The 24,464-nt window shown below is 56.8% G+C and carries 8 protein-coding genes and 3 pseudogenes; 9 read left to right on the top strand and 2 right to left on the bottom strand.

Features of this window, described 5'->3' with window-relative positions; all coding sequences use genetic code 11:
• Positions 1–146: 146 nt before the first annotated feature.
• From QCBJ_RS26795 to QCBJ_RS26760, 8 genes and pseudogenes are all read left to right on the top strand, one after another.
• Entirely contained in the window at positions 147–1,868 is a 1,722-nt protein-coding gene (locus QCBJ_RS26795) for a ShlB/FhaC/HecB family hemolysin secretion/activation protein (protein ID WP_102061938.1), read from the top strand.
• A gap of 33 nt (positions 1,869–1,901) precedes the next feature.
• Positions 1,902–16,700 (top strand): hemagglutinin repeat-containing protein, encoded by a 14,799-nt coding sequence (locus QCBJ_RS26790; RefSeq protein ID WP_102061937.1) that lies wholly within the window; start codon positions 1,902–1,904, stop codon positions 16,698–16,700.
• Positions 16,700–17,185, top strand: coding sequence for a hypothetical protein (locus QCBJ_RS26785; protein WP_092243291.1), 486 nt, complete (start codon positions 16,700–16,702; stop codon positions 17,183–17,185). The genes QCBJ_RS26790 and QCBJ_RS26785 overlap by 1 nt, the downstream gene beginning before the upstream one ends.
• Before the next feature lie 495 nt (positions 17,186–17,680).
• Positions 17,681–18,136, top strand: coding sequence for a ParA family protein (locus QCBJ_RS30510; protein WP_145994251.1), 456 nt, complete (start codon positions 17,681–17,683; stop codon positions 18,134–18,136).
• A gap of 239 nt (positions 18,137–18,375) precedes the next feature.
• Positions 18,376–19,536, top strand: a pseudogene (locus tag QCBJ_RS30880) (HAMP domain-containing protein); the annotation flags it as partial.
• Between the two features lie 327 nt (positions 19,537–19,863).
• Positions 19,864–20,400 (top strand): annotated as a pseudogene (locus QCBJ_RS30875) (methyl-accepting chemotaxis protein); the annotation flags it as partial.
• Positions 20,401–20,673: 273 nt separating this feature from the next.
• Positions 20,674–20,976, top strand: coding sequence for a hypothetical protein (locus QCBJ_RS26765; protein WP_092243295.1), 303 nt, complete (start codon positions 20,674–20,676; stop codon positions 20,974–20,976).
• Positions 20,977–21,577: 601 nt separating this feature from the next.
• Positions 21,578–22,120 carry a hypothetical protein gene (locus QCBJ_RS26760; RefSeq protein WP_145994250.1) on the top strand — a complete coding sequence of 181 codons (543 nt, stop codon included), beginning with the start codon at positions 21,578–21,580 and terminating at the stop codon, positions 22,118–22,120.
• Positions 22,121–22,152: 32 nt separating this feature from the next.
• On the opposite strand, the pseudogene QCBJ_RS26755 reads toward QCBJ_RS26760, so the two are convergent.
• Positions 22,153–22,251: pseudogene (locus QCBJ_RS26755) on the bottom strand (LysR family transcriptional regulator); the annotation flags it as partial.
• Positions 22,252–22,473: 222 nt separating this feature from the next.
• On the opposite strand from QCBJ_RS26755, the gene QCBJ_RS26750 reads away from it, so the two are divergent.
• The gene (locus QCBJ_RS26750; protein ID WP_015885070.1) at positions 22,474–22,932 is read left to right on the top strand and encodes an Hsp20 family protein; all 459 of its coding nucleotides are present in this window, start codon (positions 22,474–22,476) and stop codon (positions 22,930–22,932) included.
• A 222-nt stretch (positions 22,933–23,154) separates the two neighbouring features.
• Here the strand turns inward: QCBJ_RS26750 and QCBJ_RS26745 are convergent, their stop codons facing one another.
• Complete coding sequence (locus tag QCBJ_RS26745; protein WP_102061934.1) at positions 23,155–24,450, bottom strand: cation:dicarboxylate symporter family transporter; 1,296 nt, start codon at positions 24,448–24,450, stop codon at positions 23,155–23,157.
• Between the last annotated feature and the right edge of the window lie 14 nt (positions 24,451–24,464).

Genomic DNA, 24,464 nt, shown 5'->3' with positions numbered 1-24,464 from the left:
AGCGTTCTGTCTTCGCCCCGGGCGGTAATACCGATTCTCTTTATGTCGGCAGTGGAACAAAGTTGTACATTTAATTGACGCCACTATTTCGCCACTCTATGATCGCCGCCAATTGATGGCACTGTGCCATATAGAGGGATCTGTCAATGTGGCGTTCGGTACGTCGGACCAGGCTTTGCCTGCTGTTCGCATTTTTTTGCCTGAGCACGGCCGGGATGGCCCAAGGCGCAACCCCGCAGGACACGCCAGGCGTCACCGACCTGATCCGCGATCGCCAGGATCGCCTGCTCGAAGAGCAACAGCGCCGCCTCGAAGAGCTCAAGGACCTGCCCGGCAAAGCCGCCGCCCCAGCCAAGCCGACAGCGCCCGCCGACACTCGCTGTTTCGCCATCAACACCATTGAACTCAGCGGCGCCGACGCGCTGTCCGAAGGCGAGCGCGCCAGCCTGCTCAAGCCCTACATCGGCCAATGTCTTGGCGTGCCACAGCTCAATGATCTGCTCAAGGTCATCACCGACCATTACTTGGCCAAAGGTCTGGTCACCAGTCGCGCCTACCTGCCGCAACAAAACCTCGGCAGTGGCAACCTCAAGGTACAAGTGGTGGAAGGCCGCTTGGAAGGCATGAAGGGCGCAGAGGGCAGCGGGATCACTGACCGCCAGCTCGCCATGAGTTTCCCAGGCAAATCAGGCGACCTGCTCAACCTGCGCGAAATCGAGCAGATGGTCGACCAACTGAACCGCTTGCCCTCCAACCAGGCGCAGATGGAATTGGCACCGGGCAAAGCAGTCGGCGGCAGCGAAGTGCTGGTCAAGAACACCCCGCAAAAACCCTGGCGCGTCGGCCTTTCCCGTCACAACGGCGGCCAGCGCAGCACCGGCGAACAGCAGTGGGGCGCCAGCCTGGATTGGGACAACCCGCTGGGCCTGGCGGACCAATTGTCGCTACGAGGCGGCCACGATGCGATCAGCGACCACCAGAAAACCTCGCGCAACTCGATGCTCAATTACAACCTGCCGTTCGGCTGGTGGAACCTCAATTACACCTACAGCGAAAGCGACTACCGCTCGCTGGCCCAGGCCAGCGGCTTCAACTTCAAACAATCGGGCGACAGCCAAAACCACCAACTGCGCCTGGAGCGGGTCATCCACCGCGACGCCCTGAGCAAAACCTCCCTCAGTACCGGCGTGGCCTACCTGCGCACCAACAACTTCATCGAAGACAGCAAACTCGCCCTGAGCAGCAACCGCCTCAGCGAAGCCCAGTTTGGCATCAACCACGGCCGACGCATTGGTGGTTCGTTCCTCAACATCGACCTGGGCATGCAGGACGGCATCGGCGCCTTCGACGCCCAGGCCAACCACAACCCACGCCCCGGCCAGGCCGATGCGCGCTACCGAAAATACACCGCCACAGTGAGCTACCTGTACCCGTTCAAAGTGTGGGGCGAGTCGTTCAGCTTCAGCAGCCTGATGACCGGCCAACGCAGCGAAGACGTGCTGTTCAGCCCGCAGCGCATGAGCCTGGGCGGGCAATCTTCGATACGCGGTTACAAGGATCAAAGTCTGTCCGGCGACAGCGGCGGCTACTGGCGCAACGACCTGCGCTGGAGTAGGCCGGTGACCCTCGCGTGGTTGCAGCCAGTGTTCGCCGAGTACGGCACCAGCCTCGGCTACGACCAGGGCGTGATCAGCCATGGCCGCTACAACGCCGAACAGCACGGGCGCATGACCAGCAACTCCGTGGACTTGTTCGCGCGCGGGCAGAACGTCGCCGCCACGGTGACCTTTGCACACTCTTTGGAACGCCCGGGGCCGATCACTGAGCGTGAAGCGCCGGTTTATTTCCGCCTGGATTTCTTTCTTTAAATTTTTTACTGCCTTCGGGCATTGAGACATGACATGGACGTTCGCCAGTTCGCCTTCCTCGCGCGCCAACCTTCTGCGGCCCTGAAAAGTCGTTCCAACTTCCTTGGATTGCCCAAGCGTGGCTTGGCGTTAGTGTTGGCCAACGCGATGTTCTGGCAACCGTTGCTGGCGCAGGCGGACGGGATTGTGGTCAGCGCGCCTGGCACCAGCCTGGGCCAGGCGGCGAATGGTGTGCCGATCGTCAATATTGCTGCACCAAATGGCAGTGGGCTGTCGCATAACCAGTTCAAGGATTACAACGTCGGTCAGCAGGGCGTGATCCTCAACAACGCGACCGGTCGGACCCAGTCGACCCAGTTGGGCGGGATCATCCTCGGTAACCAGAACCTCAACGGTACGGCTGCCAGCGTGATCCTCAACGAGGTCAACGGCGGTAGCCCCAGCCAATTGCGTGGCTACACCGAAGTGGCGGGGCAGTCGGCTCATGTGATTGTCGCCAACCCGTATGGCATCAGTTGTAATGGTTGCGGCTTTATCAACACCCCTCAAGCCACACTCACCACGGGCAAGGCGGTCATCGAAAACGGCCAGATCAGCCGTTATCAAGTGGATCAGGGCAACGTAGCCATCGAAGGCACCGGCCTGAATGCCAGCAACGTCGACCAGTTCGAAATCATCACCCGCGCCACCACCATCAACGCGCAAATCCAGGCAAAAAAACTCACCATTGTGACGGGCCGTAATGATGTGGATGCGCGCACGTTGAAGGCGACGGCGCGTGCGGCAGACGGCAGCAAGGCGCCGGATCTGGCGATTGACTCGTCGGCGTTGGGCGGCATGTACGTGGGTGCGGTCAGGTTGGTGGGGACCGAGGCCGGCGTAGGGGTGAAACTGTCCGGGGACATGGTCGCCGGTGGTGATATCCAGATTGATGCGGCGGGCAATGTGGTCATGGGCCAGACCTCGGCCGGTACGGCAGTGGCGGTCAAAGCAGCCAGCGTAGAGGCCAAGGGCGCCGTGTATGCCGGTACTGACTTGTCGGTGACCACCCAAGGCGCACTGACCAATCAGCAAACCCTGGCGGCCAAGGACAGCATCACACTGGACGCTGCTGGCCGATTGACCAACAACGGGATCATCGAAGCGGGCGTCAATGCGGATAACAGCCGCAATGCCCAAGGCGATGTGCGCTTAAAAGCACAAAGCATCGACAACAGCGGCAAGACGGTGATTGCCAGCCGTGACTTGACCATCAACACGGGCAACCTGGCCAACCAGGGTGGCACGTTGAGCGCTCAGCGCGATGCGCAACTGAATGCGTCGACTCTGGACAACCAGAACCAGGGCCGGATCCTTAGCGCAGGAAGTCTTGAGGTCACCGCCGGCCAACTGCTAAATCAAAAGGGTCAACTGCTGGCGACTGACGCCACGTTGGCCGTCGGCTCTCTGGCTAACGATGATGGTCAGATTCAGGGTGATAACGCGCTGTCGATCAAGGGCAGCGCTATCGGCAACGTTCGCGGAAACATCGCTGCGGGTAAGCGCCTTGATGTTGTCAGCAACACGCTCGACAACACCGCTGGCAAGATAATCAGTGACGACGCGCTGACCACGGTGATCGCGGGTCAACTGCTCAACCAGACCGGTTTGTTCGCCGCCAAAGGTGACGCGCGCGTGAAACTGGCCAGCTTAGATAACCGTCATGGCACGATCGTCGCCAACCATCTCAACCTGCAGTTGACTGGGCCGGTGAACAATCAGCACGGCACTATGCGCGGTAACGTTAGCCTGGATTTTAAAGCCGGTGAGGTCGACAACAGTCAAGGCGGCCGTATCACCAGCGGCCAGACGCTTAATGCTAGCGTCAGCGGCCTGGACCAGCACGACGACGGTCGGATTTTCGCAGGCGGTGATGTCAGCCTCGACCTGAATGGCGGCCACCTGAACAACCAGGGCGGTTTGATCCATGCACCAGGTGCATTGCTACTCAATAACCTGACCAGTGTGGATAACCGAGGCGGCGAAATCTCCAGTGCCCAGGCACTGGGTTTCACGGCTGACAGCCTCGACAACCGCAGCGGCAAATTGCTCAGTGAGCAAGGGTTGCTGGTACGTATTGCTCAAGCGCTGGACAACGCCAAGGGCCTGGTCGCCGCGACCGGGTTGGACCTGCAAGCCAATAGCCTGAACAACACCGAAGGCAAACTCAGTGCGCGCGATGACCTGACTGCACGTGTCACCACAAGCCTGGTCAATCGCCAGGGCGAGATCCTCGGCGCTAACACCTTATTGACCGGTGCATCACTGGATAACGGTAAGGGTTTGATCCAGGGCGACAAGCGCCTGACCCTTGATCACACAGGCCTGATCAGCAACCGCAACGGACGTATGGTCGCCGGGCAGGCATCGGACCTGAGTGCTGCCAGCTTCGACAACACCGGTGGCATGTTCACCAGTGACGGCACCCTGAAGGCGTTGATCTCCGGTCAGTTGGTCAACCAGGCCGGGCTGTTTGCTTCCGCCGGCCTGTTGCAGTTGACGGCCGCCAGTCTCGATAACCAGAACAAAGGCCGCGTCACCGGCAAGAGTGAGCTGGCGCTTTCCCTCGGCCAACTCGATAACCGCAGCGGTTTGATCAACTCCGGCAAAACCATGACTTTGGGGGGCGACAGCCTCGACAACCGTGCCGGTGAAGTGTCCAGTGTCACGGACATTGTGCTCAACGGCAGTCAACTGGATAACAGTGCCGGTGGCAAGGTACTCGCCAACGGCGATGTGCAACTGAACATCGACCGTCTGAACAACCAGCTCAAGGGCAGCGTCTACGCCAAACGCAACCTGAACATAGTACTCAATGGTCCACTGTTGAATCAGCAAGGCACACTGCGCAGCGATGCGAGCCTGACCCTGGACATGAACCACGGCGCACTCAACAACGCCGCAGGCCTGATCAACACCCCCGGTGCGTTGATACTCAAAAACCTTTCCACGGTCGCCAACCAGCAAGGCGAAATCTCCAGCGAACACGCCTTCTCCCTGGCTGCGCAAAGCCTGGACAACAGCGAAGGCAAACTGCTCAGCGATCAAGCCCTGACCCTTAAGATTGACCAGGCCCTAGTCAATATCAAGGGCGTGATCGCCGCAGCCGGGCTCAATGCTCAGGCCGCGCGGTTGGACAACACGGAAGGCGTGCTCAACAGTTCAAAAGACCTGACCCTGGCGGTGGCCGGTGAGTGGTTGAACGTCGACGGTGAAGTCTCGGGTGCCGGCGTTAGCGTGATTGACACGATGACCCTGAATAACCGCAATGGCCAGGTCTTGAGCGACGTTAGCCTCAACCTGACAACCCAGGGCGCGCTGCTCAACCAGGGCGGTACGCTCGGTGCCGGGCAGCGCCTGCATGTAACCGCGTCCAGCCTCGACAATAGCCTGTCCGGCAGCCTAGTTAGCGACGGTAGCCTGTCGGTGCAGGTCGCTGGCCTACTGGATAACCAGGCCAAGGGCCGTATCTTGTCCAAAGGTAACATGACCGTTCAGGCGGGCAGTCTGGACAACCGTGTCGGGGTACTGAACAGCAAACAGGCGCAGACCCTCGCCGGGCAATCCTTGATTAACCAGGGCGGCCTGATCAGCGCCGTCGGGCCACTGCGCCTGACGTGGGACACGGCGGATAACTCCAAGGGCCGTATTGCCAGCCAGGCCGATCTCGACGCCACAGTTGGCGTGTTGAACCAGCAGGGCGGTGAACTCGTCGCCCAGGGCAACCTGAGCCTTAGCGGCAACGACCTGGATAACCGCAATGGCGGCCTGGTAGGCGCGACAAAAGCGCTGAAACTCAATGTCGACCGCGTGGATAACCGCGTCGGGGAAATCTCCGGCCAGCTCAAGACCGAAATCAGCGGCCAGCGCCTGGACAACAGCGGCGGCAAGGTATTGGCCGGCACCGCGCTGGAACTGGCGATGGTCGAGGTGATCAACCGGGCCAAGGGCCTGGTGTTCGCCCAGGATGTACACCTCAATGCTGCGAGCCTGGACAACACCGAAGGCACGCTGGCCGGTCAACGCTCGCTGGCGGTGCGACTGTCGGCGGGGCTGGACAACATGCGCGGCAAGATCAGCAGCGAAGGCGGCCTGCAACTGCACGCACAGCGGGTGGATAACAGCGGCGGCAGCCTGTCCAGTGCCGGTGACCTGACCCTTACCAGTGACGGTGAGCTGCTCAACGTGGGCGGTGTGGTGGAGTCTGCGCAGGTGCTCAGTCTCACCAGCGCTGGCCTGAATAACAGCGCGCAAGGCCTGCTGAAAAGCCAGGGCGCTGCCACCCTGACTACCGGGCAATTCAACAACGGCCTTGGCGGCCGTGCGATCAGCGCCAACAGCCTCGACATCAAGGCCACTGACCTCAACAACGGCGGACGCATCGCCAGTACCGGCGCGCTGAATGCAAACCTTGCAAGTCTGACCCAGGCAAGCGGCAGCGAACTCTTCAGCAGCAGCCAGGTGAACCTGGACATGAATCACGGCGAGTTGGCCAACGCCGGGGTGATCAACGCACCGATCCTGGTGTTGAAAAACCTCGGCAACGTGAATAACCGCGACGGTGAAATCTCCAGCCAGACCGCCTTCACCCTCGCGGCACGCAGCCTGGATAACGGCAACGGCACGTTGATCAGCAACCAGGCCCTGGACCTGCGCATTGAACAAGCCCTGGCCAATGCCAAGGGCAGCATCAGCGCGGTCGGCCTCAATGTGCACAGCGCCAGCCTGGACAACACCGACGGTCTGGTCAGCAGCCGTGGTGGCCTGGAGATCGGCGCTGACGGCCTGATCGACAACCAGCGTGGCAGCCTGATTGGCGACGATGCCGTCCTGCTGACCGCCGCAAAACTGGACAACCGCGCGGGCGAAATAGCGGGTAAGGCCAAGGTCACCGTCAACGCCAATCGCATCGACAACCAGAAAGGCCAGTTGGTCAGCACCGACACCCTGGCACTTACGGGGGCCAATCTCGACAACCGCAATGGCCTGGTAGGCGCGACAAAAGCGCTGAAGCTGGACGTGGGCGACGTCGATAACCGTACCGGTGAGCTGACCAGCAACGCCGACCTGAGCATCACTGGCCAACGTCTGGACAACAGCGACGGCGGACAGGTGTTCGCAGCCGCGGGCTTGAGCGTGGCGGTGGATAACGTACTCAACCGTGCGCGCGGCCAATTGAATGGCCAGCGCCTGACACTGACGGGTACAGCGCTGGACAACAGCGGCGGCAAGCTGCTCAGTCAGCAACTTTTGGTGGTGGATCTGGCAGGTGACCTCACCAACAATCAGGGCCTGCTGAGCAGCGAAGGCTCGCTGGACGTCAAGGCGCGCAGCCTCGATAACACCAAGGGCAGTCTCTCCAGCGCGCAAGGCCTGAATGTGGTTGTCAGCGATAACCTAAACAACCAGGGCGGTGAACTGGTCACCGACGCCAGCTTGATGCTGCGCAGCGCCAACCTGGGCAACCAGCAAGGCACCCTCAGTGGCAAAGGTCCCGTCGCTGTTACCACGGGCACCCTGAACAACCAGGCCGGCCGCCTTAACAGCGGCGACACCTTGACCCTGGTCGCTGGCCAGGTGAACAACGGTGGCAGCATCGGCAGTGCCAAGGCATTGGACGCCACCGTGACCGGTCTTGAGCAGCAGGCCGGCAAGCTCTTCAGCCAGGCCGGGTTGAGCCTGGACCTGAGCAACGGCCAATTGGATAACCGTGGTGGTTTGATCAACGCCAGCGGCCCGCTGCTGCTGAAGAACCTCGCCACCGTCGATAACCAGGGCGGTGAAATCTCCAGCGACCAAGCCTTCACCCTCGCCGCGCAAAGCTTGGATAACAGCAACGGCAAGCTGCTGAGCAACCAGGCCCTGACACTGCGAATCAACCAGGCCTTGGCCAACATCAAGGGCCTGGTCGGCGCCGCCAACCTCAACCTGCACGCAGGCTCGGTGGGCAACCAAGGCGGTACGTTGACTGGCCGAAGCGAGCTGCAACTGACCAGCGACGGCCTGCTGAACAACCAGGGTGGCAATCTGTTGGGCGGCAGCCACGCGACGCTCAGCGCAATGGCCTTGGATAACACCGCAAATGGTTTGATCAACAGCCAAGGTAACCTCGACATCGCGGCAGGCAACCTCACCACCGGCAGTGGCGGTGAAGTGTCAGCCAAGGGCGCGATGGACTTGCAGCTGGGTGGCTTGACGCTGGCCGGCGGTCAAATCGTGGGCGGGCAGGGTGTGACCCTGGATTTGAACAACGCCGACTTGGATAACCGCAACGGACTGATTGCCGCCAAGGGCGTGTTAGCCCTGAACCGCGTGCGGGCGATCAATAACCAGAACGGTGAGTTGTCCACTCAGCAAAACCTGACGCTGGACCTGAGTAGCCTGGACAACACTGGTGGCAAGTTGATCAGCAGCCAAGTGCTGTCGATCAACGCAGCTCAGTTGCTCAACCAGAACGGCCTGCTGTCCGGCTGGCAAGGTTTGAACGTCAGTGGCGATAGCCTCGACAATCGCAACAACGGTACGTTGTCCAGCCGCAACGGCGCAGTGGATGTGCGCCTCGCTGGCGCTTTGCTCAATACCGGCGCAGGCGCGGTGGTCAGCCAGGGTCGCCTGGACCTCAGCGCCGCCAGTCTCGACAACAGCGGCGGCATCCTCTCCAGTGGCGCGGGACAACGCCTGACCGTCACCAACCAGGTGAACAACGCCAACGGTGGCCTGATCGACAGCGGCGCCGAACTCGACCTGCAGGCGCTCACCCTGGGCAACCAGGCCGGCACCATCAACGCGCAAAAAGCGCTGGACATCACCGCCACAGACCTCAACAACACCGGCGGCACCGTCGCAGGCAACGACCGCTTGACCCTCAACCTGCTCGGTTCCCTGACCAACACCAACGGCAAACTGGCCAGCGCAGGCCCGCTGTTGCTACAGCGCGCGCTACAGATCAACAACCAGGGCGGCCAGATCGCCAGCCAAGGCCTGCTGACCCTGCTGACCGGCGGCCTCGACAACCGCCAGCGCGGCACCATCGCGGGCAAAAGTCGCGTGGCGATCACCAGCACCGGCCTCCTGCAAAACGACGCCGACGGCCTGATCTACAGCCAGGACGCCGACCTGCAAATCAACGCCTCAAGCCTCACCAATACAGGTGGTGCAGTGCAAAGCCAAAGCGGCCTGAGCCTCGACATCAGCGGCGATATTGATAACCAGGGCGGCAAGCTCCTGGCGCAAACCGGTGACACCCTCATCAAGGCCAACACGCTGCACAACCAAGGCGGCAGCGTGAGCAGCCTGACCGGGCTGGTAGATGCCACCTTGAACGACAGCCTGCTCAATGGCGTTGGGCAAAGCAAAGGCGGGGTAGTGCAAGGCCAGCGTGTGAATCTGACAGCGCTTACCGTCGATAACCAGCAAGGCCGCATTGCCGCCCAGGACGGCGATGCCGTTATCACTGCCAATCAATTGCTTAACGCCTATGGCGGGGTGTATGCCAAGGGCGCGTTGCAAACCCGCGGCATCTCGTTGGATAACAGCTTCGGGCAAATCTCCGCCAAGCGCATCGACCTCGGCCTCAGTGGGCAACTGAGCAACCATTCGGGGATTATCGAAAGCGATGAGACGCTGACTCTGCAGGCTAATGACCTGGTCAACCAGGGCGGCAAGCTGCGTGCCTTGGCGAGCGCGGGCAAGACCCAGTTCCAGATCGGCAACCTGTTCGACAACCGCAATGGCGTGGTCGAAACCGCTAACACCAACCTGGGCCTGGCAGCCACGACCTTCCAGAACACCGGCGGCCAACTCCTGCACACCGGCGAGGGCGATTTTGATATCTCCCTGCCCAATGTCACCGGCGCCGGTGGCAGCATCGTTACCCGTGGCGGCCTGACCCTGAATGCCGACACCTGGACCAACAGCAGCGTCATCCAGGCAGGACGCCTCAAAGTGAATGTCGGCACCTTCACCCAGACTGAAACCGGGCAGTTGCTGGCGTCTTCACGCCTGGAAGGCAAGGGCGGTCAGTGGATCAACAATGGCCTGATCGCCAGTGATGGCAGCCTGGAGCTGCAACTGACGGGGCGTTATGAGGGCAGCGGTCGAGTCAGCAGTGTGGGCGCGCTGGACCTCACGGCTGCGCAACTGACCGTGGGGCCACTCGCGAGCATCGCCGGCGGCGGCAATAGCCGCATCACCGTGGGCGGCACGCTGGCGAATGAAGGCCGGATCACATCGGCGACGGACCTGAATGTTTCCGCAGGTGCGATCAATAACAGCGGCACGCTGGGCAGCACCGGCAACCTTCGCCTGACCACGCCAAACCTGTTGAACCAGAACGGACTGATTTTCAGCGGCGGCGACATGGCGCTGCGCACCGATACGTTCACCAACCGGTTTGCCGATGTTTACGGCCTGGGGAATGTGAGCATTGCCAAGGATGACAACAACGGACAGAGCACGTCGATTAGCAATATTTCGGCGACGATCGAGAGTGGCGCAGACCTGAACCTGGCGGCGGCGAATATCGAGAACCGTAAGGATGTGTTCAAGACCACAGGTGGTCAGGTATCCAGTTACATTGGTGTTCAGTGCAGCAGTTGTACGTCGATAGTTCCGAATCGTTCAGCTGATAGTTATCTGGTTTGGGTGCAAAACTTCAAATCGCAAATTATTGAAGATTCGGCATCGGCCACGATGACGGCCGGGCGCAATTTCTTCGTCACAGGCGGAGATCTGAGTAATAAGAACTCAACTCTGAGTGCGGGTGGCAACATCAATTTTGCCCTGCAAAACTTTACCAATGAAGGTGCGTCGGTGGGTGACTACAGCCTGCGTCGCTCATACTCCTACGGTGGTTTGCATCCCTACGATCTTTCGCGCTTCATGGTGACGGTCATGAACTACAACCGTGGTCATGACCCTTACTACAATGCGCCCGCCCCAAATATTCATGTTTGGACAGCCGATGGTACTGAGTCCATTGTTCGTGTGGGCCACCAGCGCAATGGTCGGGAAGATCGAGGTTCAACGGTTTATGGACCGCTGATTCTCAAAAACTCCGACAAAGGTGTAGATCCAGGCGTGGGGGCGGTAGATGGCCCTTGGGAAATGCTCACCACTCAGCCGTTTAATAACACCACCATTGGTTCCTCGAGCGCGGCAAATGCCGTTGTTCAAGCGGGTGGGGCGGTCAGCATCAATGCAACGCAACACCTGACCAACAGTGTTGTGCGCCAGAACGTCGCTGTAGCTGGCAACGGATCGCGTGTAGGCGCTACCCAGGTCACCGGCAACACGGCGGTGATGGTCACGATCAACCGCGAACTGCCACCCGGTCTCGCCCTGCAGCAAGTCAACCCGGTGGCCCTGCCAGGTTTCACCTTGCCTACCGGCAAAAACGGCTTGTTTCGCTTGAATGAACAAGCTGCGAACACTGGGCAGGTGAGCAGTGGCGACACTGGCTCGCAGAACTGGACGCTGGGCAATGCCAACGTAGGCCTGGTGCAGCGCCAGCAACCCTCGCCCGGCGTCTCCGGTCGTACCCTCCAGGTAAATAATGCCGCGCAAGCAGCAGGTGTCCATCAAGTCGCGCTGACTGCCCGCGAAGCCGGGGCCGTCAGTGGCAGTGCCAGTACGATTAGCGTCGCCGGCAATAGCGATAGCGGTGCATTGCCGCCCGGCCGTACCACTGGTATTGAAATCAGCCACGGTGATGCGATACACACGCAGGTTTCGCGTCCGGACCTCGAATTGCCTGTATTGACACCGGCAGCACGTGATACGAACGGAGCGCATGATAACTCCATCGGGTCCAATGCCGGCGCCACTATCAACATTCCAATACTCACCCCGCTGGCACCAGGCAGCACTCAACCTGGTGCAGCGAAACCTATTAATCGCGTTCAAGGTTTGCCCAACAGCAGCGCCGCCTCCCAACCACATAAATACCTGATCGAAACCAACCCCGCACTGACCGACCTGAAGCAATTCATGAGTTCGGACTACCTGCTCGCTGGCCTCGGCTACAACCCTGACGAGAGCGCCAAGCGCCTCGGAGACGGTCTGTATGAACAGCGCCTGATTCAGCAAGCCGTGGTCGCCCGTACCGGTCAGCGCTTCCTCGACGGCCAGACCTCGGACGATGCACTGTTCCGACACCTGATGGATAACGCCATCCGCAGCAAACAAAGCCTGGATCTATCAGTGGGTGTGTCGTTGACCGGCGAACAGGTCGCGGCGTTGACCCACGACATCGTATGGCTGGAAGAGCATGAAGTCGCTGGAGAGAAGGTGTTGGTGCCGGTGCTTTACTTGGCCAATGCTGATCAGCGTCTGAAATCGAACGGAGCATTGATTGCTGGCCAGGACGTCAGCTTGATCGCCGGTAAGGACCTCATCAACGCAGGCACCTTGCGTGCCAGTAACAATCTTTCGGCGACCGCGGGCAATGACATGGTCAACAGTGGCCGGATTGAGGCAGGCAACCGCTTGGACCTGTTGGCAGGCAACAATATCGTCAACCAGTCCGGCGGTGTGATCGCTGGGCGCGACGTAACACTGACTGCGACGAAAGGTGATGTCGTCAATGAACGTAGCCTCACCGGCTTTGGCACGGGCAATCGTAATTACTACGGTGATTCGGCACGTATTGAAGCCGCAAACTCACTCACCATTAAGGCCGGGCGCGATGTTACCAACAGCGGTAGCTTGCTTAAGAGCGGTGGCGATACAACGATCAACGCTGGGCGTGATATCAACATTGTTTCGACCGAGACGCGTGATTCTGGGAATAGCGGGATGGGGGCGCGCTCCTCATCTGTTACTCAGAGCGGCTCTACTGTTGATATTGGCAAAGACCTACGCCTGACGTCCGGGCGTGATGTAAGCGTCGTTGCCAGCAGAATCGAAGTTAAACGCGACCTTGCCATTGCTGCAACTGGAGACCTGAGTATTTCGTCTGCAGCGGATGAGGAGCATTCCTCGAGTAAAACCAAAAAAGTAACTCGCTCGGAGGACCACATCAGCCAGGTTTCCAGTGTGCTTAAAGCCGGTGGTGACGTGTCATTGAGCGCTGGCAAAGACCTTGAGCTGACCGCCAGTCGAGTCGCTGGCGGCGGCAACGTGGCGCTCGAGGCGCAGCGTGATCTCAGTATCCTGTCAGCGCTGGATGAAGACGCTTCGTTCTATTCGAAGAAAAGCAAAGGCTCGTTCGGTCGCAGTAAAAGCGAGCAACGCGAAAGTTACGACAGCACCAACGTGGCGTCCGTCGTAGAGGCGGGTGAAGACCTGACCGTCAACGCCAGCAAGAAAGCCGACGGTGGCATGAACATCGAAGGTGGTCGTGACGTCACCGTGATCGGCAGCCAGTTGAAAGCCGGTGGCGACATGCTCCTGGGCGCTACGGGCGACATCGCAGTGCTGTCAGGTGTTGAAGAGCATGGCTCTTACAGCAAGAAGACTAAGTCCGGGTTCCTAGGGCTTTCTAAGAGTGGTAAGAGTCAGCTGAAAACGACTGCCAGTCAGGTGGGCAGTGAGCTTGAGGCCGGTAATGACGTGGTCGTGGCTGCGGGTAATGACATTCGCTTGCGGGCGAGTGAGATCAATGCCGAGAACGATGCTGAGTTGAGAGCCGGTCTGGTAAAGGATACAGGTGATATCAACTTGGTGTCGGCCAATGACACGGCTTATAGCCGTAGTGAGAAGTACGAGAAGAAAACCGGTTCGATCTCCGGCGGGTTTATCGCGATCTCCTCGGCCAAGAAAGCCGGGCAAGAAGCTCAGAGCAGCACCAGCGTGGGCAGCCAAGTCGTGGCAGACCGCGATGCGACGTTGCAGGCTGAGCGAGATATCAACTTGGTGGGCAGTGGCATCAGCGCGGGACGTGATGTCAGCCTCAATGCAGGGCGTGATGTCAATGTTGTAGCTGCGCAAAACTCTAAGAGCGAACGCGATTGGGCCAAGTCGAAACAGACGGGTATCGGGGTGTCCAGTGATGCCAACGGTGTTACGTTCTTTGCCGGTACCGATCGCAGCGCCGAGAAAAATCGCGTTGAGCAGCAGATTGCGTCTGCAAGCCAAATCAGTGCGGGTGAGAATATTGCGATCACCGCGAAGCGCGATATCAATCAGCGCGGCTCTGATCTTGCGGCTGACAACGACATCGACCTGAAGGCCGGGCGCAATATCAATATTGATGCAGCTCGTGAGTGGTTGTTGGTAGAGCAGCAAATTGAGAAAGAGCGCAATGGGATTAGTGCATCGCTAAATCATAACTATGGCAGTACTAAGGATGCTGTAAGTGGTGCAGGCAAGGGTGAAGACAATGTCAGCAAAGGGTCGAGTGCCCTTCAAGGCATTGATGCTCTGGGTCATTTTTTGGCAGGCCCGACCGGCGACCTCAAAATTGGCAATAGCAGCCAAAGCACCAGCACGCAAACTATCGAAGAGACCAATCGCTCGTCGACGCTCAAGGCTGGCAAAGACCTCAAATTAACAGCCAATAACGACGTTACTGTTGCGGGTAGTCAATTGAATGCCGGACGGGATATCAACGTCACCGGTCGTGATATCAACCTTGATGTAGCCAGGGGTGCCATCAAACAAGATGACACCCAAAGCCAGAGTTGGGCAGGTATCCATGGTGGTACCAGTGGCGGCCTCAAGCTCGGCGTTGGCGGCAGTCATGGAGTTGCCAATGAAGAGGCGAACCACGTGACGTCGACAAGGACCGTGGTAGACGCCGGTCGAGATGTCAATCTGAACGCCAACAATGACCTAAACCTTATTGGTACTCAAGTTCAATCAGGCCGAAATATCGACCTAAAGGCCGGTAATGACCTCAACGTTCGTGCTGCTCAAAATGATAGTGACACTGAAAGCAGCAGAAGCAGCGGTGGTGGTGAGGCCGGCCTAACGTTTGGTAGTCAAGGGGCTGGTATCTATGTCAGCGTCAGCATGGGTAAAGGGGACCTTGAAAGAGAGAAACAAGGCCAACAAAACGCCTATCTATATGCAGGAGACCGTCTCGATTTCAAAAGTGGGCGAGACACTAATATTACAGGTGCCGAACTAAGGGGGGAGGAGGTCATTGGTCGAGTGGGCCGTGACCTTAATGTTTCTTCTGTTCCTGACACTGGTAAGGTTAAAGGCAAAGAATTTGATATCAGTGCAACTGTAACAATCGGTCCTGGTGCAGGTATCAGTGGTTCAGTTGGTTACGGCCAGACCACAGGAAAAACTAATTGGGTAGAAGATCAGACTCGAGTGACCGCGCGCGACAAGGTCGATATTCGCACTGAAAACCACACTCAATTGGATGGCGCTCTGATCGCTTCAGATACCGGCAATCTTAAACTGGATACAGGAACTCTTGGGTTTAAAGACATCGCAGGCAAAGACAACGAGCATGGCTATTACTTGAATGTTGGTGGTACATACAAAACCGGTGGCAGCACTACTCAAGATCCAAGCCAAGAGGGTAAAGGAAAGGCCGGTGAAAAGGGCTGGAGTGTTTCGGGCTGGAAGTACGACAAAGAGCGTGAACAATCAGTCCGTGCAACAATAGGTTCGGGAGAGATCATTGTTCGTGATGCTGCTGATTCGCCCTCGGCGGTAGCAGGTCTCAACCGTGATGTGAGTAAGGCCTTTGAAATAACAAAGGATAAAGAAAAACGCACCAACCTTTACATCACTGACTCATCATTAACAGCGATTACCAATCCGACCGCAACCATCAATCAATGGAAAAAAGACGCCAAGAAATATGGAGACCAAACAGAGGAAACTATAAATCAACTGATTGATCTTTTCAGTGCGGGTACAACGCTTGCGCAGGGAGGGAATCCCGATGATGTATCTCGCGCTATGATGACGAAGGCGTTCGTCAGGCAAGTGGGAAGCCGGAATGCAGAGGATCGTGCGGCGGCGATCGGAAGAGTGATTGGGGGTATTACTAGCAGAGAGCAGGCGCCGGATAACCAAGCACTCGTTGATCGCCTTACGAAGATTGCTGGTGATGACCCAAGTAAAGCCTTGGTGATTCTTGGCCTCCTAACAGCTCTGAAAAAGCCCGAATCTGGGGCAAGTAATTGGGTGATGTTGCCAGCAATGGCGGGAGCAGCAGTGGCTGCTGTAAGTGCCGCGCTGTTAGCGACAGGAGCGGCTACGCAGGAAAAAATGCGCATCGCCGCCAATACGCTTGTTGAAGCGGGTGCTAAGGCAGGTAACAGTGCTGTAGAAAATTTCAGGATCAATGCGGCACTTTGGGATTTTTTGTTCGATACACGTTTCCCTATTCACTCGCTCGATCCTAAGCTATTGATATATATCACTCCCATTCTAACAGTTGATGGGGAGCATCCGAGCAGCGGTGGTCTCGCTGGTGGCAGCGTTGTTAACCCCGCTACCAATACCGGTGGAACCCAGCTTGATGCGCAGCGGGATGATGGGAAATACGTAACGCCAGAGCATCAGCTTGATCCGGGAAATATGTATAGTGAGGAGAGTTCTAGCTCAAAGGGAATAATCAAGGCAAGCGAGACCATTGGGCAGCCGATCGAAGCTGTTATAGGTGGGCGTAAGCGCCTGTTGCGGGTTGATATTGAACCCAATGGTAAGCTTCAAATACAGTCTGGAGGCGGCAAAGACTCGATAGTAGATTTTAGACCCGATCTATCGAAACCATTGGCGCCGCAGATCAACCAGGCATTCAAGCGATTACCTCAATCAGCAAGAGATCAACTGATCAGGAACGCTGAGAAAGGATTGAAACGCCTCCAAGACACAGGAAATATGTAATGAGCGATAAATATGTCGTGGTTTTGGATGCAGGTTCGGACTTGCCCGAAAGAGACTACTTGATCAGCAATGCTTGGGGCGACGCCCCCGTCTCTTATGTTCAGGATGAGGTTGCTTTCAATGATTGCAACTTTCTAGATTTGAAAGTGAACAAATGGGAGGTCAATAATGAATGGAGCAAACAGCAGGTTAGTGAGCCTTGGATAAGGATTGAAAAAATGGAGGGTGAAGTGCTTAACGACTTCTTCCTAAGCGAAGGCTCATCTTGGCCTAAAGAAAATGTACCAAAAAAAATAATAACTATTGAACTAGATGAAGGTGGTCGTGAGGTTGATGAGATACTGCTGCAGCGACTGATAGCAGTTTTCTTTGGTCGATTCAAGGTCTATAGGTGCTCTGATAGAATTGAAGAAGTTAGCCAAGGTACTATCGACACCATACCCACGTTAGACGCCATCCATGAACGAATACGCAGGTGTGAGTAGCGTTTTTGTAGAGTATGATAACTATAGGTGGTGATTATTAGTGTCGCCTCGCGATATTTATTGAAAGTTTTCGAGTTGTAGTGGGGTTGTTGGTCCGAGTATTGTCATATGTATGTGGGGCGGGGAGTGCTCGGGGAACGGTTTTTTAATAGCCCCTCCGTACGTTGATATACGGAGTATTTGCTCTGTCGCTGCGCGTATTGGGGGGGGTAATGCTCGGAATAGTAGCAATAATTTCCCAGAGGTTTGACGGTTCAATAATTCGATTTATTCGAAGTTGAGAGTAGAAGTGTGCCGAGGTTTTCTTGTGCTTGATTGATCTCTAGGGCTTCTTTGTGTGAGTTCCGTTTGGTTTCTGATAGGGAAATGGATGAAGTTGGTGCATGGCTTTTGGCTGGCAGGCTTTCAGGAGAAAAAGGGGACGGATTTAAATTCTCTGAATAAATAAATCTGACCCCATCTCTCGCTAAATCAATCGATTCAGAGTTAAGCCCCATGACAGTCGCTGCAGTCGTTTCAACCAAAGGCGGGCCGGGTAAGACCACGGTTGGCGCCAATTTAGGTGCGTTCTGCGCCGATGCAGGGATCCGCATCCTGCCCATCGATCTGGATAATCAGCCGTCGCTGTCGTCGTTTTATGCGCTATCGCATGAGGCGCTTGAAAGGATCGACTACCACTTCAATGAGGACGAGAGCATTACTGGCATTCCCAGTGGTTTGGAGGCGATGCGCCAGATCACAGGCGGCTTTCAAGATGCTGATTTGATCGTCATTGCGGCGCGTCCTTCTATGGGGAAAACCAGTCTGACATTTAGTGTCGTGGATGCAGCGCCTCAACAGAAGCCAACCAACACGGTCCAGATCTATAGACATGTCGATGGGAGACAAACGGCCTCCAGCACAGATCAATCCGGTAGCGACCGCAGCGCTTACCCTACAAGACTCCCTTGAAGCAGTGATGGCTCGGAGACATCATTGCTATCAAAGCGTTCATAAGTTGTACAAAAATAAATATCTGTACAACTTTTCATAAAGTTCTCAATCTCAATGCCGACAGGATGTCTGAAACGTTTAATTACATAAAACGTGATTAGCCGAATGAGCCAGACAGAGCCAGGCATTCGAGAAAATGGAATGTTCTCAACTACACATCAACTACAAACCGTCCCATTCCGGGCTGTGAGAACTCCATGAACATCCTTGCTCCTGCCGTACACCTGGCTGACCGATTACGCTTCTCCACGAAATTCGGTGTGCTTGCAATCATCGTCCTAATCCCTTTGGTTCTGCTCGGTACGCGCGTGATCCATCAGATCAACGGAAGCCTTGAGGTCATTCGCTCGGAACAAGTAGGCCAGCGCTATCTATTGGACGTAACGCCTGTACTGCGTTTTTCGATGTTGCAACGTGCGCTCACCAACCGCTTGCTCAGCGGGGATAGAACCGCTCAAGCCGATCTGTCGGCTAACCAGTTGAAGTTGGAGGACGCGTTTTCGAAACTGGCTGCAACCGACCGACAACTCAACACACAGCTGGAAACCGGTGATCGAGTGCAGCGTCTGCACTCTGGGGCGCAGCGTTTGATTGAGCTGGCGAAAGCAGATGCCAATCAGAGTGCCATCTTCGACGACTGGAACGATCAGCTCACCGAGACGTTGAACTTCGTGTACTACGTATCGGCCACGTCGGGCATGGTGCTGGATGAAGATTACGCATCGTTGTTCATGATCGATCAGAGTACCTTGAGGCTGCCACGACAAATCAATATGGTCGGGCAATTGCGCGGGCTGGCCAGCGGGCTACATGACGGGCAAACGTTGAGTGCGGGTGCGCGCAGCGTTATCAAATCGATGCTCAAAAATGAGTTACTCATCCATAAAGAACTTCAGCAAAGCCTGGCACTTTTGCGCCGCAGAGAACCCGCCCTCACCGATAGTATTCAGGCGCCGATCACCAGTGCTTTTGCGAGCCTCGACAGCTTCCGCGCCGACCTCGAAGTATTGATTGGCGCGCCAAGCGACATCATCAGCGGCGTGCAGAACTTGCCGGCTAAGGGCAATGCGGTGGTGGCTGAGTTGTACAAAGCGCAAGACACGCTGCAAGACGCACTGTTGAATGCGCTTGAACGTCGAGTTCAGGAAAAAACGTCGGAACGACTATTCATTCTAGGTATGTTTGTCGTTCTTGGCCTGTTGCTGGTGTATGTGTTCAGCGGCATCTACAGCGCCATGCGTCGCACGATCAACGATGTTTTGATTGCCACCCAACTCATTGCTCAGGGCGACCTGAGCGTGCGAGTTCAAGTGCGCGGCAAAGATGAAATGGCCGACGTGGGCAACGGCCTTAACCATATGGTGCAAGCCTTTGGCTCCTCGCTTGCCCAGGTCGAGCGCAGTTCACAATCGGTCTCCGATGCGGCGGAGCGCATTGGGGTGTCGATTGACCGGGCTAAACGCGCGATGAGCGCCCAGCAAAGCGAAACCGAACAAGTCGCTACGGCTATCAACGAGATGACCACCAGCGTTGCTGACGTGGCGCAAAACACCGAGGGTGCCGCCCACGCCGCTGGGCACGCCAGCCAGTCCTCCAACACCGGCCTGGCGAAGATGCAGGAAACCCGCGTGACTATTGAAGCCTTGGCCGATGAGGTAGAGCGCAGTGCGCAAAAGGTTTCGGCACTCGCGCAACACAGCCAGCAGATCGGCGGCGTGATTGAGGTGATCCGCAACATTGCTGATCAAACCAACCTACTGGCGTTGAACGCGGCCATTGAGGCGGCCCGCGCCGGTGAGCAGGGTCGAGGATTCGCGGTGGTCGCCGACGAGGTCAGAACTCTGGCCTCGCGCACACAAAACTCAACCGAAGAGATCCGCCGGATTATCCAAGAGCTGCAACTGGCGACAGGCGACGCCGTCGAGCAAATGAAAGCGGGCAAACTGCGCGCGCAGGAATGCATCGAATCCGCTGATCAGGCCTCGACTAGCCTGGATGCAATCAATGACGGCGTTGAGCAAATCGTAGGAATGAACACCCAGATAGCCAGCGCGGCGGTTCAGCAGCACGCCGTCTCGGAGGATATCAATCGCAATGTGACCGAGATTCGTAACGGTAGCGTTGCGCTGATGGAGGGCATAGAGGACAACGCTGTGACTGCGGAGGAGCTCACGCTGCTGGCAGGGGAACTGCGTACTGTCGTTTCGCGTTTCAAGCTGTAACGCGGCAAAGGGGGGCCGAATTTGTTGGCAATAAAAGATTTGTGGCACAGTCCGTTTCGGGTAAATGGCGGGTAAATGGGGTCTGACCCCAATTAGTTTCCAATTAGTTTTCTAACAAAGTGGGTGTGACTAAGCCTATATCTGATGTCAAAGTTGATCCGGCTGATTGGGGTAAGGGTAAATGGGGTCTGACCCCAATTAGTTCCCTGACCCCAATTAGTTCCGAAATGCGTTCTTTGAATGTTAGGCCAATAAACTTCCGGAGGTTGTATAGTGGTTACTCAAGACCTACAGTTAGTAAAGCAAATTTTTGAATTGCTAGATGCTGGAATCGTAGATGGCTACGATTCTTTTTGTTATGAGGTAGCAGTAAGCGTTGGGTATATAGAAACGGTTCTTACTGTTGAGAAGGAAGGGGTTCGGGTGACGGACGCAGAAACGGATTACAATGGAGCAATTCTCTATCGTTTGGTGAAGGAGTTGAAAGAGTGCGCCACCAGACGTGGTGAAAATTGGAATTCGTTTGCGATGACTTATGCGCGTGGAGAAGAAGTTAAAACAAAATTTGACGTTTGATTAATAAGAAATCTTATATCAAAAAAGATCGGTGAAAGTGGACGAGAAAGGGCGAGGCTATCTGTATGCGGCGAGATCATGGGGCCGAGCTGGGTCAGGATCCAGGCTCATCGCTCCGGATAAGCGAGGTTGTTTCTGCTAAAGCATTTGCAGTGAAGGAGGCACTAATGCCGACTTACCTTTCCCTTTTATTTATTTGCTGAACAGATCACTATATATTGGAAGTGCGCGTTATCAGACACCTTTCCAGACAAGGCATTCCAGTTTGAAATTGCTGACGATCTTCTCGATGAATATGGGGTTTGTCTGATATTTTGGCAACTGTAGTTTAAAGATAGCGCAGAAATGGTCCAAACTAGGTGGTGCCTAATCCAGGTAACGGTAAATGCGGTCTGACCCCAATTATTTCCTCAATGTCATAGCGTTGAGTCCGTAAAGCGGGCGTTTGTCCGACTCCTGAAAAATAAAGTCATGGATCCATTTTGGATGCGGTGGAACTGGCCTTATCTGCCAACCCACCACTGGCTTGTCTGCTGGCAAACGTCATCCCAGCAGTTATTCATCCGTCACCACCCATTTATTGTTCAGGAATCCAACAACCGTGATAGCCAGCACCGCATTGCCTTATTCCGCACCTCTATCCTTTTTGCAGCGAGAGCAACCCACCACTTCGCCAATGGCGTCGCACCCACCTACCGTCCCATCACTGAATGAATCACAAACACCTGTGTACAAGCCCTTCGTCTTAACGGGCGATGCTTCCAACTACTACCTCAAAGACTCTGCCAACCCCCGTCAATCGCACTCGCTCTATCTTTTGGATACCAAGAAGGGGGTCTATAAGCAGAGCGCCACGCTCGTCGTATCCGATGGGAATGGAGGCTGGCAGAGGGATGTCGGTTTGAAGGGCGGCAAGGAAGATCCGAGAGTGACACAACAAGCCACTCTTAGACGAGCGTTGCAGCAAAACCTGGTTCAGGCCAGGTCTACGGCGGCCCAGACGGCTTCAGCGGTGAACGCAGAAGGTGCTGCTAACGGCGGCTATGTTTCGAACGCAACGCTTACCGCCAACGCTGAGGCTCAGAACGCAGTGCGGCTGCTTGAAGCAGCCCTGCGTAACTTAGGGTTAGGAGGAGGGAGGTAAGTGTCCGAGCACTACGTCTTGCGTGATTATCACCCCCCGGCGCGCACCAGCACGCCGCGCTCCAGTTCATCCACCACCGCACTCTGCGGCAACCAGGCAATGCCATAGCCCTCGATAGCCATGCGCATCAACCTGAAATGTTTGAGATAGGGGCTCACAGTGTCGCTTTGGTCGATCCCACAACGATCCTTGCGCGTCGGTGCGTCAGCCTTTCTTCAGGGGATCATGACCCCGGATAAAAAATTTTACGGACCCCGCTTGAAATTTTTCCGCCTGAACCTACTTAGGCTTTACGCGATGCCGAATCCGGGTCGCGTACTTAATCACTTGGAGAAAACTCAGGAGATTTTGCAATGGCTACTACTCTTTCGTTGGCCCCACTGTTCCGCCACTCCGTCGGCTTTGACCGGTTCAATGACCTTTTCGAATCGGCGCTTCGCAGCGAGGCCGGTACCACCTATCCTCCTCACAACGTCGAAAAGCACGGCGATGACCACTACCGAATCGTCATCGCGGCCGCAGGCCTGGTGGAGGATGACCTGGATATCCAGGTGGAAAAAGGTGTGCTGACCGTCGCCGGCGGCAAGCGCGAACACAATGAAGGCATCACCTACCTGCATCAGGGCATCGCCCAGCGCGCGTTCCGCCTGTCGTTCCGCCTGGTCGACCACATTGAAGTGCAGGGCGCGCAGCTTTCCAATGGTTTGCTGAGCATTGACCTGCTCAGGGTCGTACCGGAGGAAGCCAAGCCTAAGCGTATTGCGATTGGTGGTGCTGCGAAGGCGGATGTGAAGTCCATCAGCGAGCAGTGACTGAAATGAATAAAGGCGCTCTTTGGAGCGCCTTTATTCGTGGTCTTCATACACGATGTCGCGGTGCCCAAACGGTGCAAAGTAACCTGTGGCGAGGGAGCTTGCTCCCGTTGGGGCGCGAAGCGGCCCCCGTTGTTGCATGACAGACCTGGGACTGCTGCGCAGTCCAACGGGAGCAAGCTCCCTCGCCACTGGCACAGTGTTCTCCCTTAGCTGAAGGGATCACGGCTTGTTCTGCACACCACAATCCGGGAGTGTTTGGGCTGTTTGCTGCTGCGCAGCCCGTGCCTCCCGGCTCTCCCACTTGGCAATCACCAACGGCGCCAGCGCATTGCCCAACACGTTCAGGGCCGTCGTCGGCATTTCCATCAAGCGATACACCCCCGCGATGAACGCGATCCCTTCCAATGGCAACCCGGCACTGGCCAGGGTCGCCGACAGAATCACGAACATAAACCCTGGTACCCCGGCAGCACCTTTCGAGGTGAGCACCATCGTCACCACCAGCAGCGCCTGGTCCCCAAAGCTCAGGTCGATACCGTACAACTGCGCCACGAACAAGGTGCCGATGCCGAGGAACAGCGAGGCACCGTCGAGGTTGAACGAATACCCCACCGGTACCACAAAGCTCACCAGTGAAGGCGGGACGCCGTAGGTTTCGAGCTTCTTCATCAGTTGCGGCATCACCGCCGCCGAGCTGGCGGTGGAGAAGGCCAATACCAGTTCATCCTTGATATGCCGCATCAGCGCGAACAAGTTGATGCCGCACAGGCGTGCCACCAGGTTCAGCACCACCAGTACAAAAAAGGCGATGGCCACGTAGCTGACCATGATCAACTTGGCCAGCGGCATCAGTGAGCCGAAACCGAAGTTGGCCACGGTCACCGCGATCATGCCGAACACGCCGATGGGCGAGTAGGCCATGATCATCGAAGTGACCTTGAACATCGCATCCGAGACGCCCCGTAGCAGGGCAATCACCGGGTCTTTGCGCTCGGCGGGCAAGCGCGCCACACCCAACCCGAACATCACCGCAAAAAACAGCACCGACAACAGGCTGCCCTGGGCCATTGCGTTGATCACGTTGTCCGAGATGATGCCGACGATGATTTGCCCCAGGCTGTGGCCGCCACCATTGCTGGTGGGCAGGGTGATAGTCGCCGCGTGCAGGCTGGACAATTCCGTGCCGGCGCCCGGCTTGAGCAGGTTGCCCAGCACCAGCCCGACGATGATCGCCAAGGTGGTGATGCAGAAAAAATACCCCAGTGAGCGCGCCCCGATCCGGCCCAGGGATTTGCCGTCACCGTGGCCCGCAATGCCCACCACCATGCAGGAGAATACGATAGGCACCACGATCATCTTCATCAACTTGATAAAGATGTCGCCCGCCGGTTGCAAGAGATTGTCCACCAGCCACGGCCGGGATTCGGGAAAGCGGTGCAACAGGGCACCCAGGGCGATGCCGGCGAGCAAGCCGATCATGATTTGCCAGACCAGCGCGATACGGGGCGTGTGCATAGGAATGCCTCATT

This window comes from Pseudomonas sp. QC2 (genome assembly GCF_002859085.1).
Taxonomy (GTDB): domain Bacteria; phylum Pseudomonadota; class Gammaproteobacteria; order Pseudomonadales; family Pseudomonadaceae; genus Aquipseudomonas; species Aquipseudomonas petroselini.
This window is presented reverse-complemented; position numbering and strand designations above follow the sequence as displayed.